Below are 16,496 nucleotides of genomic sequence, written 5' to 3' on the forward strand. Positions count from 1 at the left end.
TTAAACGCCTAAAGTGGCTCCTCCATCAACCACAATTTCTTGCATGGTAATTTGTGCAGCTTGATCCGAAAGTAAAAAGCTGACCGTATTCGCAATATCTTCAGGCTGGGCAAGTTTTCTAAGTGGAATACCAGTGCGGTATTGGCTTAAATCTCCATCGATTACCGCAGATGGAGGTGAATTATCTGTCCAAAGCTGCTGCTGCATTTGAGTTAGAGTAGAGCCTGGTGAAACAATATTAAGCCTGACTTGATGAGGTGCAATTTCAAGCGCAAGATTACGGCAGTAATGGCTGAGTGCAGCTTTACTCGTTGCATACATGCCAAGTTGTATGCGTGGCATACGTGAACTGTTCGAGCTAATCGTGACAATACTTCCCTGCTTTTTTTCACAAAAGTGCTTGGCAAGTTGTTGACTAATTGCGATGGGTGCCATGACATTTACAGCGAAAAGTGTTTGCCAGTCTTCTGTTTTTGCTTCAAGCATAGAACGCATAATCAAAACGCCCGCCGCATTCACTAAACCCGTTACGTTATGTTTGTTTAAAATATCTTTAATGAGTTTCGCTGTTGTTTCTTGATCAGTAATATCTTGCTGAAAGCCGTGCCAACGCGATATTTCACTGCTTTCTATCTTTTGTGTGATTTCCCATTGTTCGGGATTTTCCTGTCGGTCTATGCCGATGACTTGATACCCTTGCTGCAATAATTTTTTTGCAATAGCAGCTCCAATACCTCTTGCAGCACCTGTGACTACGATGGTAGAGCTCATGTTTTACTCCAGTTTGACTCGAATAGTAAATTCCGTCACATAATTGCAAATAATTATCATTATTATCAAGTGCGATAAATATCAAACATAAGATTACAATCTAAATCAAGTTATTTATTAACCAAGAATTCGACTTATTTTATTGATTTTTAATAACTTTAACAAAACCCATCTTTTTTTATTGATTATAATGATAATTGTTTTCATTTACTAATGAGAATCATTTTGTTAATTTGACCGCGCTTTCTTGTCGAGATGGACTCAAAATGAAGCCATTTTCTCATCCCTTACATCCCCTATTTCAACAACTCAATGTTGGGAGTGAGGTCTGGTGGAACACCGTTAAAAAAATAGGTAGTCCGCTAGTTAATCTACAAAAAAATAAAGCGCTCTGTATCTTTGTTTGGCGTAGTCCTGAGCCTAAAGAAAGTACCTTTGTTTATATTGATATCTATTCACAGAGCCCTTCTATCTATCAAAAGTGGAATCGTTTTAGCCATATAGCTGGGACAGATGTGTACTTCTTTGAAATAGAGCTGCCCCTAGCTTGGACTGGTAGTTATGTTGTAGTGACTGCTAGTGAAGAAGCACCAGAAACAGATTGTGCGGCAACACGACGCTCATGGTGGCAAACACAGCTTAAACAAAATTCTCAAATTGACTCATTCAATCAACATGAGTTTTATACGGGACATCTGGCCCGATACATCAATCAAATTCAACTCGAAAACACAAAATCTTTCATAGACGATTGTCCAATTACAAAGACATTTCAATGGTCAAGTCGCTTATGCCAACAAGACTATTTGGTCGACATTTTTATTAGTCATCAATCGGCTCAAGAAGACCTGCCACTCGTCATATTGCTTGATGGTCAAATGTGGAGCCGAGAGCTTTCAATTCTGCCCGAAATTCAACATTTGACTGATTCAAATAAGATTCGTCCAGCAGTTTATGTTTTTGTTCATAGTTTAAATAGTCAACAACGCCAACAAGATTATGGTTGTCATGATGCGTTTAGTCAGGCGTTGGTTGATGAACTTATTGAAATACTCATAAAAGAATATTCTTTTATTTCTAAAACAGACATTACGTTATGTGGTCAAAGTTTAGGTGGTTTATGTGCTTTACATAGCGCTTTGCTGTTTCCGACCATTTTTACTTCCCTGATTTTGCAATCTGGATCTTATTGGTGGTCAGATTTTTCAAACAGTATTTTAGGGCAAAAGCATAAAGGTAATATTTTAGAACTGCTTCAAAACCTATCTCATCAATTATCAAAAACAACTCAAATTTATATCAGTGCTGGCACGTATGAAACCGATATGCGGGACGATGCCCTTCAGCTTTATCAACAATTGCAATCATTCAATCAAGTGAGTTTTCACAGTTTTTCAGGCGGACATGATGCCGTGAACTGGCGTACTGACTTGCTTAAGGCATTGCAACAAACTCTTTCACTATAACCATTTGTTTCATCAAGGATAACAATATCATGAGCAACTTACAGGAAAACTATATTAATCCTTTCGACAATGAAAGTTTGTCTTTTCAGGTTTTAAAAAATCAACAAGGTGAGTTCAGTTTATGGCCTGCTCAACATCAGGTGCCATCGGGGTGGGATATTCAGCATGGACCAGATACACGAGCTTCGTGTATTGCATATGTAGAAAAGCACTGGCTTACAATTAACCCCTTTCAACAAGCGTAAAGGAGATTGTCATGAATCAAGCATTAAACAATGAATTTACTCCGGACCTTTCTCAACCAGCTCGTTTTGAATTGGCATCTACTCAGCTTGGGATTTTCCTTGCCGACCATTTAAGTTCAATTGAAGATTTATATACCATTGCGCATTGCTTGGAACTACCAAAAACTGTCGATATCTCAACGTTCAAAAAAGCAATTCAGATCGGCTTAAATGAAGCCGATACGGTCATTGCCTCATATTCATCTGACCCGTCTCAACCGTTTATTGAGCTTAATAAACAAGTTAAGTTTCAAATTGAAGAATTTGATTTTTGTCATTTAACGCCTAAAAAAGCTCAGCAACGTTTATGGGACTGGATGCCATCAGATCGTCAATGTGCTAAATCACTTAAAGCGGGTGAATCTCAACTGTTCCGTCAGGTGTTGTTTACGACGCATGATAAAGTGTATTGGTATCAACGTTATCACCACATCATGCTTGATGGCTTTAGCATGATTAACCTGACCAAACGTATTGTTGAACTCTATCAACAATTACAAGAAGAAAAAGACCTTTCGATTTCTCCGTTCATTGGCGTAAATGATGTTATTTCGGAGCGTAAGGCTTATGAAAATAGCCATCAATTTAAAATAGACCAAGCTTTTTGGAAGGAATATTGTGAAGATTTACCCAGTCCAATTAGTTTAAGTACTCATCATTTAGCGGCAAAAACTACAGCGACATTTATTAAGCATCAGCTACGTTTTTCAACAGGAATTTTAGAGCAAATTCAGGCTTTAGCTGCGCAATCTAAATTAGCTTTGAATGATATGATGATGTCATTGTCATTACATTATATTTACAAAATGACTGATAAAGCTGATTTGGTTAATGGTATTCCATTCATGCGTCGTTTAGGTTCAAAAGCGATTCGCTCAACCTTACCAACCGTAAATGTCTTGCCTGTGAAGTTTAAAGTTGCTGAAAAAGACAGTTGGGTGAGCTTGGCTCAACACGTACAAGAGCAATTACGACAAATTCGTCCGCATCAAAAATACGATGCTGAACAAATTTTAAGAGATTTAAATAGTATCGATATTCATGAACGAATGTACGGCCCTATTTTAAACTATAAAGCTTTTGATCAAGATCTGGTGTTAGACGGTGAAAAGGTCAAAACACACCATATTTCTACAGGACCAATTGATGATTTTGAGTTTTCTTTTATTGTTCAAGATCATGAACTCATTATCGAACTACGTGCAGATTCGCAGCGTTATACACAAGATGAGCTATTTAACCACGGTCAACGCCTAACTTTATTGCTTGAACAAGCTCTAATTCGTCCAGAACAGGCATGTAGCAATTTTAATATTACGACACCACAAGAGCTTGCTACCCTGACTCAAAGTGGTATTGGTCCACGTGTTAGCCATCCTGAACAATATAATAATGTTCTAGATATTTTTTATGAGCAAATTAAAAAGTATCCCGAACGTACCGCAATTGTGAGTGGTGAACGTCCAAACCTTCAGCATCTTAGTTTTGCTGAGCTTGCGGTACAAGTAAATCAACTCACTCGTTTTTTACAAGAAAATGGAGCCAAAAAGCAAACGGTCATTGCTGGAGCTATTCCTCGTTCAATTGACTCAGTTGTGGTGATGTTATCTGTACTCAATTCTGGTGCGAGTTTCTTACCTCTCGATTTAGATTATCCAATCGATCGTATGCAAATGATGTGTGAAGATGCCAATCCATTATTTGTATTAACCACACAAGCACTTGCACAGCAATTACCACAAAATATTCAGCAGTTATATCTTGATCATGAAGATGTTCAAACACAAATTCGAAAGCAAGATGCGAGTGATATTGCTGCCGAAAATCGTAAATTTGATTTCCAAGATGTTGCTTATGTAATTTTTACTTCAGGAAGTACTGGTCGTCCTAAAGGGGTAATGAATACACATGGTTCTTTACTCAACCTCATTTTGTCGCATAAACCAACCATTTACTGGCCAGTATTAGAAGTTGTAAATCAGCGTTTCCCTGAGCGTCCGTTACGTGCAGCTCATACACACTCTTTCTCGTTTGACTCATCTTGGTTACAAGTTTTCTGGATGTTATGGGGCCAAGAGCTACATATTTTTGATGAAAACATGCGTCGTGATGCTTTTGGCTTAGTACAAGAAATTCAGCACCGACAAATCGATACACTTGATTTACCGCCATCTTTTTGTGCGCAAATGATGACGAATGGTTTATTTGCTGAAAATCAGCATCAACCAAGCCTTATTTTGATTGGTGGTGAAGCTGCACCGTTAGCTTTATGGCAACAGCTCAATGCTCAGCCAGCGCTTTTTGCACATAACTTATATGGGCCAACAGAATATACGGTTGATACTTTCCGAGCAGAATTAAAGCAGACAGCTCGCCCTGTCATTGGTAACCCTATTGGTAATACACAGGCCTATGTACTAGATCACCACTTACAACGATGCTCAACTGGTGTCATTGGTGAGCTTTATATTTCTGGCTTTGGGATCGCCAATGGTTATTTAGGACGCGCTGACTTAAGTGCTGCCCGCTTTGTAGCGAATCCATTTGAACATGGACAGCGCATGTACCGTACGGGTGATTTAGTCCGCTGGAATAGCGCGGGTAAGCTTGAATTTATGGGGCGCTGTGATGACCAGATTAAAATTCGTGGTTATCGAGTTGAGATTGGTGAAGTTGAAAATGCACTTTCGATTTTAGCCAATGTTGAAAGCGCAGTCGTGATTGCAGAACCGATTAATAACAGTCATCGTTTACTCGGTTATTGTGTGGTTAAAGACATTGAGCTTGATGAAAAAACGAGTGAGCAATTAAGTCAGCAATATTTAAGTCAGTTACGCCAAAATCTGCCTGAATATATGGTGCCTTCTGCCCTGACTGTTATGTCCGAATTTCCACGAAATGTAAGTGGTAAAGTTGATAAAAAAGCACTGCCAAAGCCTCAAATTCGTACCCATAGCCGAATGGCCGAAACACCTGAACAACTGCTTTTATGCCAAATTACTGCATCTGTTCTTAAGCTCGATGCCATTGGGATTGATGACGACTTCTTTATGACAGGCGGCGATAGTATTTCGGCTATTATGCTTTGTACTCAATTGCGCCAACGTGGTTACGGCTTAAGACCAAGTGATGTATTCCAATTTAAAACAGTCGCCGCTATGGCACCGCAACTCACCCGTTTAGATGAACAACAAGCGGCCGTTTCAAAACCGTTATTTTCAGCAGACCTAGAGCAAAAAGTTCAAGAAAAATATGGAAAAAACAGTACTATTTTACCTTTGCTTCCTTTACAAAAAGGCATGCTGTTCTTGTCTCAAGTAGAAAATCAATCGAACTATAATGCTTTTACTCGTCTTAGTTTAAATGGAGACATTGATCCGGTACGTTTGCAGCAAGCGTTGATTACCTTATTAAAACGTCACCCTCAATTAGGCGGACATTTTGATAGCGAATTAGCTGAAGAACCTGTTTTTATCTATTCATTACATCCTACTCAAGCTTGGCCAGTTCAGTTTTGCTCAGTCACTCCCGATCTGCTTGAGCAAACCATTCAAGAAGCATTACAGCAACCGATTCACCTCGACCAACCCTACGGCTTAATTCGGGCAACCTTAATTCAACATGCTCCAGAACAGTCCGAATTATTGATTATGGTGCATCACCTTTTAACAGATGGCTGGTCCACTCCGCTGTTTTTACAAGACTTTATTAAAGCCTATCAGCAAACTAATCAACAATTGCCAGTGCTTGAATATAGTTATGAAACAGTAATCAAAGCTTTATCTGGACGTGACCATGAAACATCAAAAGTAATTTGGCAACGCGATTTAGCAGATTTACAGCCACTTATTTTATTTAATCAAGCACAGCAAGCTGTACAGGAAACTTCATATCGTTTAAGTGCTGAGTTGGGTGCGAAACTTCAACACAAATTACGCCAGCAAGGCATCACGCTCAATGTCTTCATGCAAATGATTTGGGCAATGACTTTAAATATTTATGCTCACCGTGAAGATATTGTGTTTGGTACTCCTGTTTCTGGGCGTTCAGCACCTATCAATGGCTTAGATCAGCAGATCGGATTGTTTTTAAATACGATTCCAGTACGTGTAAAGCTCAACATGCAGCAAACACTTTGGGAGCAATTGACTCAGTTACAGCAATTGCATGTTGAACATTTAGAACATGATGGTTTGGGTCTGGGTGCAATTCAGCAATTAGTGGGACAAGGCAATCTTTTCGATAGTTTGTTAGTCGTAGAAAACTACCCTGATAATCAGTATTTACAGCAAAAACTTGGCGATGCTGTGATTTCCAAACTCACAAATCGTGGTTATAGCCATTACCCGCTTGCTTTGTTAGTTATTCCTGATCATCAAATTGAGCTATTACTCGAACAGCGTGGTGTAATTGATCAGCCTGAACACTTCCTTGAGCGAATGGTTCAATTGATTGAAATTGCATTAAATGAACCAGAGACTTCTCTAGCTCACTATCGCTTACAACTGGCCGAAGAACGCGATTTAATCCAGAAGACAAATCAAACTCAATACTATGTTCGCCAGAGCACGTTACAGCAATTACTCAGAGAACAAGCTCGAATTACGCCTGAACAAACGGCGTTATCAGATGAAAATCATCAGCTCAGTTTCAGTGAAGTGCGCTTGCAAGTTTGTGCTTTGGCACAGCAATTGCAAAGCGCGGGTGTACAAGCTGGAGATATTGTTGCGGTTGCCCTACAAAGATCTGTCAAACTGAGTATCGCGATTTTAGCGGTGATTGAAGCAGGTGCAGCTTATTTACCTATTGATTTACAACATCCGACTGAACGCATCAAATTTATGTTGCAGGATGCCAAATCTAAACTTGTGATTGGTGAACAAAAAGATCTAGCTCCTATTGCCCATCCATCAATAGCTACCTTTGCTTTTAATGAATTGTTTGATGAAACAAAAGTTGATTTAAGCAGCTATAAAACGACAGTCATTACGCCACAGCATCCGGCATATTTAATCTATACATCGGGTACAACAGGCCAGCCAAAAGGTGTCATGGTTTCTCACCAAGCCATTGTGAACCGTATTTTATGGATGCAATCAGAATATCCACTGTCAGCAACCGATACGATTTTGCAAAAAACGCCATGTACTTTTGATGTTTCGGTATGGGAGTTTTTCTGGTCATATTTAGTAGGTGCACGATTGGTTATGGCTCCTGTGGATGCACACCGTGATCCATTGGCATTATTAAGCCTCATTCAAAAATATCAGGTAACAACATTACATTTTGTACCGTCAATGTTGGCTGTTTTTGAAAATGCTGCTACCGAAATTTTGTCATCTGCTCAGCGTCAAAGTTTACCAATCCGCCGAGTGTTCTGTAGTGGTGAGGCATTACCAACGGCTTTAGCAAAATCATTTACCGAGCACTTTAGCTGTGAGCTACATAACTTATACGGTCCAACGGAAGCTGCGGTAGATGTGAGTTATATGGACGCAACACTAGGATTACATCCAGAAGAAAGTAGCGTTGCGATTGGATATCCAGTCTGGAATACCCAGCTTTATATTTTAGATCAATACTTACGCCCTGTTCCTGTTGGAGTGGACGGTGAACTTTACTTGGCAGGCCATCAATTGGCCATGGGTTATTTACATCGAGCAGACTTAACGGCAACACGTTTTGTGGCAAACCCATTCGCAGCAGGTCAACGCATGTACCGTACTGGTGATATTGCCCGTTGGCATGCAGACGGCAGTATTCAATATGTGGGCCGTGCTGATGACCAGTTAAAGATACGTGGGCAACGTATTGAACTGGGTGAAATTGAACAACAATTACGCTTAATCAGCGGTTTTGATGTGGTTGTACATCCTATCTCTTCTGAGCAAAATAAAGCAGATGTTCAATTGGTCGCTTACTTGCAAACAACTGCACTTGTGGACATCGACCAGTTAAAGAAACAATTGGCGAAACAGCTTCCTGCATATATGGTGCCGACACACTATATGTTGGTCGAGCAATTTCCATTAAGTCATAATGGTAAGCTGGACCGTAAAGCGCTGCCGCAACCACAACTTGACCCTTCAAATACAGAAAAACAGTACGCCACCACTGCTTTTGAACATGAACTGACACGTATTTTCCAGCAAATTTTAAATACAGATCAGAATATTGGTGTTAACGAAGATTTCTTTGCCATTGGTGGGCATTCCATTTTGGTGATGAAGCTTGCAATTGAAATCCGAAAAGTATTTAAGCGGACCATTCCAATTGGCCAATTGATGAGTCATGTCACTATTCAGCGTTTAGCGGCTTTACTGCTTACACAAGAACGTTTGGCAGAAGTTGAACAAACTGGCATGCAACCAATTTTACCAATCCGTTCTGGCTCTGGGCATCCATTGTTCTGTTTCTACCCCGGTTCTGGTTCAGCATGGCAATATACGGTGCTGAATCGTTATTTGCATTCCGACTTACCCATTATTGGATTGCAGTCACCTCGACCAGATGGCCTCTTGGCAAATAGCAATGACATGGACGAACTGGTTGAAAAACAACTTGAGATTATTCGCAACCAACAACCAACAGGACCTTATACCTTATTAGGTTATTCACTTGGCGGCACTGTGGCTTATGCAGTTGCAGCGAAGCTCACTGAACAAGGTGAAAAAGTTGATTATCTCGGCTTATTAGACACTTACCCTGCTGAAATTCATCAGTGGTTAGATTTATCGGTAGAGGAAATGAATGCTGAAGCTGAACAAGAACAGCTTCAATTCTTCAATGATATTTTAGCCGATGCAGATACGGCATTAAATGAAGAAACCCGCCGCTTACAAGAGGATATTTTTGCGAACTATCGCGATGCGGTACGGTTATTAAAACCGTATAAAATGCCGCAGTTTAATGGTGAACTACACTTAGTTGTCGCTGAAAAAGACTTGCTGCCGTATATCCAACCAGAACAACAATGGTCACCTTTAGTTAAAAAACTCAATATTGTTCGGCTAAGCGAAGCGGACCATACCGATATATTGTCTCCACAGCAGCTTGAAACACTTGGTCCGATTTTAAACCGCATGATTTGTCAGGCGCGCGGTTTAGAGGAGCACACGCCATGAGCTTCAAATCTATATTGACCGACTTTAGTCTTTTAAAACGTAATGCTCATTTCCGACATGTATTTATTGCCCGTACATTGTCATTGTTAACCATTGGCATGTTAGTCGTGGCTATTCCAAAACAGGTCTATGACATTACGGGTAGTTCGTTAAATGTTGCCGTCGCAATGGCTTTTGAAGGCATAGCCATGTTTATTGGCCTATTACTTGGTGGTTTGCTGTCAGATCGCAAAGATCGAAAATGGCTGATTTTATTGGCACGTGGTGTGTGTGGTTTAGGCTTTGCAGGCCTCGCCATCAACGCCATGTTTGAGCACCCTTCGCTCTATGCTATTTACTTTCTCTCAGCATGGGATGGTTTCTTTGGTGCACTAGGTGTAACCGCAATGATGGCGATCATGCCTGTGATTGTAGGACGCGAGAATATTGTACAAGCCCGTGCGATTAGTATGGTATCAGTACGTCTTGCAACCGTTATTTCACCAGCAATCGGCGGTATTTTAATTGCTGCTAGTGGTATTGCAACTGTGTATTGGGTCTCAACGGTGGGTACGTTACTTACTGTGTTTTTATTAATGGGGCTGCCTGCACTTAAACCGCAACACTCATCAAATGGTGAAAGTCCTCTTCGCCAATTAGCTCAAGGGTTTAAATTTGTTTTTAAAAATAAAGTAGTCGGTAGCACCATTTTAATTGGAACATTGCTGAGTTTTAGCAGTGCTATTCGTATTATTTTTCCGCAAATGGCAGATGAAATTTTTCACGGCGGCGCATTTGAACTCGGACTTATGTATTCAGCCGTTCCGTTAGGCTCGACTTTAGGCGCCTTATTGAGTGGATGGACAACAAGGTTACTTCGACCCGGCTTAGTCATGCTCTATACGTGCTTAGGTGTTTTTAGCTGCATGATTATGATTGGACTTTCACCGTGGCTCATCGTGACTTTACCAATTTTGTGTGTATTTGGATATTTGATGTCGATTGCTAACTTGCTTCAATACAGCATTGTGCAAGGACATACACCTGATGAATATTTAGGACGTATTAACGCAATCTGGCTTGCACAAGATGCGTTAGGCGACTCGATTGCAACCACAACTTTAGGACTTTTAACGCGGTTTTTACCAATATCAGGAAGCATTCTCTTCTTCGGCATATTAAGTTTTGCGGTAGGATTTATGTTCTTATTCAATTCTCAAGATATGCGTGAAACAGGATTCCAAGATCCTAAATTACAAGAAAATTAAGCCATAATTTTAAAGAAGGCAATTCGTTGCCTTCTTTTGTTTTCAAGCAGATCTATTAGCTTTAAAAACCCAAGTCATAATATGGTCTTGTTCCACTTTCCAGCCGCCTTGATAATGTTCTAAGAGTTGATGGCGATTTCGTATTTCTGATGTAAAAACTAAAAATAATTTTTGGTTTTCAAAATCAATATCGACTACCGATGCTTCTAAAAAATCGATGTATTGTTTAGCAATAGGATATACAGCTTTATATAAGCTTTCTTTAACAGAAAAGATTAAGCTTACAAATTGAGAAAAATCAAAAAACTCAGAGGCTTTAATCTTCCAAAGTTCAAGTTCAGAAGGCGTTAAAATAAGATGTGCACTCTCTTGAGCAAATTCAGAGCTTACCCAGTGCTCAATATCAATTCCCAAATAAATCGCATTGTGAGATAGCGCAACGATCAACTTATTTTGTGAATGACTAATACTACCCAAAACATGGGGTGGCCAGATGGGCAAATGTTCGTGCATAGATGTTAGTGGCTGATCTAAATCTAAATGATGTTTTAAAACAGCTTGAGCTAATATCCTTCCACATAAATATTCATGTTGGCGTTTAGGATGGGCTTGAACAATTTTTGGGGGATGCTCTAATTGCTGATCTATATGTAAATGCAGTGTTTTTGATAAGTCTAAACCATAACAATAGAACGGCATTTTAAATAAAATTGGTTTAGAAATTTCGAAAATCAATCCACAAAGAAACTCAGGAATATATAAATAATCACTTACAGAATTTGACATCAAATAAAGAATTTTTAACGAGTTATCTCCTATCTTATCGCATGGTAACATATCGATAAATAATTATATTTATCATTTGATAATAATTATTATTTACTTATACTGTTGGATAAATTTTCCCCTTAATTTATTTAAAAATATTGATCATGAAACTTATAGGACTTTTTTTGACCCTGTTGGGAGCGGTCAGTGTCTATTGTAGTCATAGCAACCAAAACCTGTTATCTCAACATCTTCCCACTCTATTTAAGTATTTAGGCCTGTTGTTTTTAATCATTGGATTAATTGCACTCTTTGCCAGCTTACCCAAAGTTGTTGCCGCTTTTTGTTGGTTCATGCTTCTCATTTTTGCATGGTCGTTCCTTCCTTTTGTGGCGCTTTTTAAACGGAAACTGGTTTCATGAAAGCTAAAATTCAGTCTCCTATTCAGCCAGACTGGTGGAGTAAAACCTTTGCTGGTGGTGTTCTAGGGTTAAGCCTTGCCATTGCTTTTGGCAACCTGATTGTTTTATTGGGTCAGCCTTATATTTCGATGGATCTTTTGGCCCAATTAGGCATGTGGAGTGTTCCTTGGGTTTGGATGCCAATTATGTTTGGCACCTATTTCTTTGTGACAGGAAGACAAGCAATGGTTTATTTATTTGTTGCCAACGTACTGGCTTATAGCTGTGTGTTTCTAATTCGGGGTTAAACAATGAAAGTACGTTCGGATATCATGAAACTTGCAAAAAGCATGCATACTTGGGTGGGTGTATGTGCAGGGATTTTGCTTTTTATCTGCTTTTTTGCTGGCGGCCTCAGCATGTTTCAGCACCATATTAGTAAATGGGCTACGCCAACGCAGCAAGTTTTACCTAAAGTCTCACCCAACCAATATAATGATCTTATTCAGAAAGTACAGACCGCCTATCCTGCTGCGCAAAAGAATTTCACACTGAATTTATCGTCGAATGAATTTCACTATGCGCCCATTACGTGGAGTGAACATGAACGTGGAGATGGTTTTAATACTGCTCAGACCGCGTGGATGGCAAGCTTAGATGACAAAGGTCAGTTAATTGTTGCTCAAGAAAACTTATCTAAAGCAGGCTGGCTGATAGAACAGTTGCATGAAACAGCAGGCATACCAGGCATGGCAGGCCATCACGGATTGGGTCTCTATGTGATGGGTGTGGTTTCAATTTTATATTTTCTTGCCTTACTTTCAGGCGTAATTATACTTTTACCAACATTAGTGAAAGATTACTTTGTTATTCGCCCTGGCAAGAATAAAAAGCGCTTTTGGTTAGATGCACATAACGTAATCGGAATTACCAGTCTACCTTTCCATATCATTATTAGTATTAGCGTTATTGTCTTTGCTTTTCATGACTTTTTTTATGATGCGATTGGACAACTTGCACTCAAAGGACAGCCTATTTTTCAACGTTCGCCTCCTGCGCTTATCCAACCTAAACAAACACAGATTGATGTGCAGCAAATATTAGCTCAAGCCAAAAAAGTTGCGCCTGAATATTCAGTTGACTATATCCAGTTCAGTGGTCTAGATAAACCTGAAAAAGCCAATGCACGTATAGCTTTATATAGTTCAGATCAGATGTTACGCGGTGCGAATCAAGACTTTATGCGCATGAATCCTTACGCGGTTGAGCACTTTAATCATAAAGGCATTAACACACAGACTGATGCTGGTAATAAGTTAATCAATGCAATGTTTAGCCTACATTTTGGGAGTTTTGGTGGCACAGGCGTACGTTGGATCTATTTTGTTTTAGGTATTGGCGGAGCTTTCTTATTTTATACAGGCAACATTCTTTGGGTTGAAACTCGTGCACGTAAGCAAAAGCGTGCTGAAGATCCTGTTCCCGTGCAGCGTAAAGATGTTGTGTTCCTTGCGAACTTAACCATTGGTGCGTGCTTAGGATGTGTTTTAGCTGTAGTGGGCACCATGTTGGTCAGTCGTTGGCTCTTTGCAGCACTCAATATTGAAAGCATGAATCACCTCTTTATGTATGGTTATTATGCGATTTTCCTACTGACCTTGGTTTATACCTTTGTGATTGGCTATGCGAAAGCTTTACCCCAACTGCTATTGGCCTTGGTTTTTGTGTTATTTGCGATTCCTCTTACGTCTCTTGCGGCCTACTTCATTCCACAAAGTGGTTTATGGGTACATGGTGGAGAAATTTTGCTGGTTGATTTCTTGGCTGTCATTTTTGCTTTCGCCTTCTGGCGTTTTTATCAACAAGCCCAAGATCGCTTGAAAGCTGCTCCACTGGGCAGTTTATGGGCTAGCTAACAACCATAAATCAAGATGACTGAAATAATGTGTGAAATATGAAAAATTATAAAATCCACATTGTTTCGGTCAGTTGTTTAATTTCTTGAATATCATGACTCACATAAATCATCGGAATTTTTATTTCCTGTTTTACCTTTTGAAAAAAAGGAATAATTTCAGCTTTATGGTTCGCATCTAGTGCTGATAAAGGCTCATCAAGTAGTAACAGCTTAGGTGAATATAACAATGCTCGACCCAGTGCCACGCGCTGTTTTTCACCACCTGAGAGCTTGATTGGCATACGTTGTAGCAAGTGTTCTAACTTTAATAATTCAATAATGTAATCAGCCTCAAAATGACGTTCTTGTTGGGAAAGATGCTTAAGACCAAATAATAAGTTTTGCTTTACCGTTTTATGCGGAAAAAGCTGAGCATCTTGAAAAACCAGTCCAACATGCCGCTTTTGCGTGCTCAAATTAATTTTTTGATTTGAATCAAACCATGTTTGATCCTGTATCTTAATTAGTCCACTACGTGGTGTGTTTAATCCTGCAATGGCATGTAATATTGAAGTTTTACCAGAACCAGAGGCACCAAATAAGCCAATAACAGAAGCATCTGACTGGAAACTAGGTTCAATAAGAAATTGACCCATTTGTAGCTGAAAGTGGCAATCAATCAACATAACTCTACCGCCCTAAGCGCTTTTTTTGATAACGATGAAACCACTGTGCAAACCATAGCGCTAAAAATGCCACGCTTAACGATAAAACAATAAGCCTTTGAATCGCAGTCTCTGTATCTGGTTGTTGCATCAGACTATACATGGCCAAAGGTAAGGTTCTTGTTTCATCAGAGATATTGCCAACAAAAGTAATGGTGGCCCCAAACTCACCTAAACTACGACAAAAACATAAAATGGCACCAATTAAAATACCACTGCTGGCAAGAGGCAAAGTAACATGAAAAAAGGCACCTAAAGATGAGGCACCTAATGTCTTTGCTGCCATTTCTAAACGTTGATCGACTAGCTCAATCGCTAAACGAATTGATTGCACCAAGAGAGGAAAACCCATCACTGCCGAAGCAAGAACTGCCCCTTTCCAGTTAAATGCGAACTCTAATCCTAAAGGCGCTAAGTATTGCCCAATAATGCCGCGGTTTCCAAACACTTGTAATAGCAAATAACCCGGCACAACTGGGGGCAGTACCAATGGTAAAAAGACCAATGTTTCAATGAATGACTTACCCCAAAACTCTTTACGCGCCAAAAACCATCCCACACAAATTGCAGGAATAATACTGACGACAAGACAACTTGCTGCAACCTTACAAGAAAGTTGCAGAACGCTGAGTTCTTCTGGGGTTAAAGAAAACATCATGGTTTTGCTTGAGCCAACACGCTAAAGCCATATTTTTTAAAGACAGCTTTGGCTTGGTTGCCTTGTAAAAATTGATAGAACTTTGTTGAGCTCGGATTCTTTTTAACCATCCCTACAGGATAAATAATTGGCGAATGGGTATTTTCTGGAAATACGCCTGCTACCTTCACGTCTTTACTAATCGCTGCATCGGTTGCATAAACAATGCCCACCTGACATTCACCATGCGCCACAAAGTTTAGAGCTGCTCGAACATCTTCTGTTTCAACTAACTTTGGCTCAATACGCCCCCACCAACCTAAATTGGTAAATGCTTGTTTAGCATATTTGCCTACAGGCACACTTTTGGTATCCCCTGTACAAATCTTCCCTGTAAACACTTTATTTGGATCGGTAGTTTTATCCAATTTAACCTTTAATAATTGTCCTTTTGGTGTAATCAGTACTAATCGATTACCTAATAAATTTATACGGTCATTTGCTGCAACTAATTTTTTGTTTTGTAGATAATCCATCCACTGTGTATCAGCAGAGATAAATACATCGGCTGGTGCTCCAGCTTCAATTTGTTTAGCTAAGGTCGATGAACCTGCATATGAAGTTTTGACTTCTATATTATTTTGTTTTTCGTAAATTTTTTCTAAATCGTTAATCGCGTTGGTCAAGCTTGCTGCTGCATAAACAGTAACCGATTCGGCCTTTACAGAGAGGCTGATTGATAACCCAAGACTTATGATTGAACTGACTATAGCGATTTTTTTTATCTGTATAGGGCTTACCATTGTTTTTCCTTTTTTATCGATTTATACAGCGATATATATCCTAGAATATAGCGGTATACGTAGATGATGAAAAGCAGAAATCAGTTAAATATTAGAGGACCTAAATGCAGGTAGATGGTACATTTCTCATTTTAAACTTCATTTTGGTGCAATATGCTGAAAGTTTATCTATAGAGATACTCTATTTTTAAAACCTATTTTCCTTTAGTGTCGGTTAATAGCTTGATTAGTTTTATGGTCATCACCATGCCAAGAAGCACATAGCGATGTCCATAAAAATCTGTAAACAGATCAGTCGTTTATGCCAGCCACTATTTCGGATACACAATAAAAAACGCCTATTCCCGACCATCTTTTACGATAGTACAGAATA

The 16,496-nt window shown here is 39.4% G+C and carries 11 protein-coding genes; 6 read left to right on the plus strand and 5 right to left on the minus strand.

Features of this window, described 5'->3' with window-relative positions; all coding sequences use genetic code 11:
- Complete coding sequence (locus tag FY048_RS05400; RefSeq protein WP_446090431.1) at nt 1-771, minus strand: SDR family oxidoreductase; 771 nt, start codon at nt 769-771, stop codon at nt 1-3.
- Between the two features lie 266 nt (nt 772-1,037).
- On the opposite strand from FY048_RS05400, the gene fes reads away from it, so the two are divergent.
- From fes to entS, 4 genes are read left to right on the plus strand one after another with little or no spacing between them, the layout of a single operon-like run.
- A complete protein-coding gene (fes, locus tag FY048_RS05405) occupies nt 1,038-2,237 on the plus strand; it encodes an enterochelin esterase (RefSeq protein WP_446090432.1) in 1,200 nt (399 codons plus the stop codon).
- A gap of 29 nt (nt 2,238-2,266) precedes the next feature.
- Entirely contained in the window at nt 2,267-2,482 is a 216-nt protein-coding gene (locus tag FY048_RS05410; protein WP_039253723.1) for an MbtH family protein, read from the plus strand.
- A gap of 11 nt (nt 2,483-2,493) precedes the next feature.
- A complete protein-coding gene (locus FY048_RS05415) occupies nt 2,494-9,645 on the plus strand; it encodes an amino acid adenylation domain-containing protein (RefSeq protein ID WP_446090433.1) in 7,152 nt (2,383 codons plus the stop codon).
- Nucleotides 9,642-10,892: an enterobactin transporter EntS gene (gene entS / locus FY048_RS05420; RefSeq protein WP_446090434.1), complete on the plus strand. Its 1,251-nt coding sequence runs from the start codon at nt 9,642-9,644 to the stop codon at nt 10,890-10,892. The genes FY048_RS05415 and entS overlap by 4 nt, the downstream gene beginning before the upstream one ends.
- Before the next feature lie 42 nt (nt 10,893-10,934).
- On the opposite strand, the gene FY048_RS05425 is transcribed toward entS, so the two are convergent.
- Complete coding sequence (locus tag FY048_RS05425) at nt 10,935-11,678, minus strand: 4'-phosphopantetheinyl transferase family protein (RefSeq protein ID WP_446090435.1); 744 nt, start codon at nt 11,676-11,678, stop codon at nt 10,935-10,937.
- A 400-nt stretch (nt 11,679-12,078) separates the two neighbouring features.
- On the opposite strand from FY048_RS05425, the gene FY048_RS05430 reads away from it, so the two are divergent.
- A complete protein-coding gene (locus tag FY048_RS05430) occupies nt 12,079-12,369 on the plus strand; it encodes a hypothetical protein (protein WP_003651724.1) in 291 nt (96 codons plus the stop codon).
- Between the two features lie 3 nt (nt 12,370-12,372).
- The gene (locus tag FY048_RS05435) at nt 12,373-13,977 is read left to right on the plus strand and encodes a PepSY-associated TM helix domain-containing protein (RefSeq protein WP_446090436.1); all 1,605 of its coding nucleotides are present in this window, start codon (nt 12,373-12,375) and stop codon (nt 13,975-13,977) included.
- 46 nt (nt 13,978-14,023) lie between these two features.
- Here FY048_RS05435 and FY048_RS05440 read toward each other — a convergent pair whose 3' ends face one another.
- Genes FY048_RS05440 through modA form a run of 3 tightly spaced genes read right to left on the minus strand, consistent with a single transcriptional unit; the run spans nt 14,024 to nt 16,123 of the window.
- Nucleotides 14,024-14,644, minus strand: a complete 621-nt coding sequence (locus FY048_RS05440) for an ATP-binding cassette domain-containing protein (protein WP_348949229.1) — start codon at nt 14,642-14,644, stop codon at nt 14,024-14,026.
- Between the two features lie 4 nt (nt 14,645-14,648).
- Complete coding sequence (modB, locus tag FY048_RS05445) at nt 14,649-15,341, minus strand: molybdate ABC transporter permease subunit (RefSeq protein WP_231763335.1); 693 nt, start codon at nt 15,339-15,341, stop codon at nt 14,649-14,651.
- A complete protein-coding gene (gene modA / locus FY048_RS05450) occupies nt 15,338-16,123 on the minus strand; it encodes a molybdate ABC transporter substrate-binding protein (protein ID WP_446090437.1) in 786 nt (261 codons plus the stop codon). Before modA ends, modB begins: the two co-directional genes overlap by 4 nt.
- Between the last annotated feature and the right edge of the window lie 373 nt (nt 16,124-16,496).

Source organism: Acinetobacter sp. 1124_18A, assembly GCF_052824995.1.